At 39.5% G+C, this 1,356-nt stretch carries 1 protein-coding gene; it reads right to left on the reverse strand.

All coding sequences use genetic code 11. The annotated features are described in order from the left end of the window. Positions 1–1,356, reverse strand: a 1,356-nt coding sequence (locus tag J5V48_RS09700; protein WP_219938438.1) for a Mu transposase domain-containing protein, incomplete at both ends; no start/stop codon positions are given.

Consider the following 1,356-nt stretch of genomic DNA (forward strand, 5'->3'; position numbering starts at 1 on the left):
TGAGTTGAGAATGTTGTACTAAAGCTTGAATTTGAACTGAAACTGCCATTGATGGCATCTGCACCTTTATAGTCTCTAAGGTGAGCTTGCGCACTTGTAGCTCTGACAATCTGTGCAGGAGCCTGTTGTGGCTTTTTTTGATTTTCAAAATACTCATTGCACTTGTTCAGAAAAATGGTTTTCAGACATGGCGTGTTCCACATTTTAGGTGGGCATTTCAGCATCTCGAGAAGGCTTAGGTTTACTAAGTCCTTGTTTGAATTCTTAACATAAAATGAAATCACACCTTGGCAGGTCTTAATGGCATTAGCCTTATTGGCATGTTCACTTTCGGTTACCATGAACTTTGCATTACAGAATCGCAACAACTCAGGAGAAAACTCGCTTGCCATCTTTATGATTTTTTCCTGTGAGCCCATCAGTTCATTATTCAGTGCAATAGATTTATGCTTTGGTGGCATATGGGCAGGATCACAGGTTCTACCGGGCTTATCATCACGCAGGTGTCTTGCTATCTCTTTACCTTTATACTTAACTACAATGGTGTCGTTGTTGATAAAGACGTCCACACTCTCCTTGATGTAGGTGTATGGTACTGAATACTCGTGCTCTTTCACTGTAATTAAATAAGAACGAGGTACAACCACACTGGTGTACTCCTGAGCATATGGTGGTATTTCTGATGCACACCTTGCAGCTGGTAACTCATAGGTTCTAAAAAGGAAACCTCGTGTTTTTTCAAGGCTTTTTCTGAAAGGGCCTTCATTGATAATTTTCTCAACATTCTCTTGTAAGAACTTACTATGCTCATCAATAGTGGCTTTCTTACTAAAAGATCTAACAAGCTCATTTCGTTTACACAAATTTTGAACCTGCATAACCTCATACTCACAGCATGACTTTACCTGAGGTTTTCTTACAGGGGCTGCATCAACGCAGATACTGAGTCTTGACATAAAGTCTGCAAAGGCTGCATTTAATTCAACATGTGAACCTTTATGCGTGATAACAAAGGCTTTTGCATTGTCGGTAACTGCAACTAAAGGTATTCTGTTGCCCCAATATCTGATAGCGTTACTTATCACTCTACAGCTTTCAGTTGTAGTTTGACCTGTTACGAACTCAGCATAGGTATAGTAGCTAGCAGGCCAGGTTATAACCATGATCCAACACTTGATCTGACCGTTATAAGTCATTAGGTCGTAGGTATCACCTGTAAAGTCAATTTGAATGGTCTCTCCATATTTGAAGTCTTGAGCTAAGTAAAAGTTATCATGGGCGGTTAAATCTTTTACTTCACTGGCAATACGTCTTGAGAAATAACCTTTACTAAAAGGCTCTGAGGTAGTTTTAAAA

This window comes from Succinivibrio faecicola (assembly GCF_019448115.1).
Lineage (GTDB): Bacteria > Pseudomonadota > Gammaproteobacteria > Enterobacterales > Succinivibrionaceae > Succinivibrio > Succinivibrio faecicola.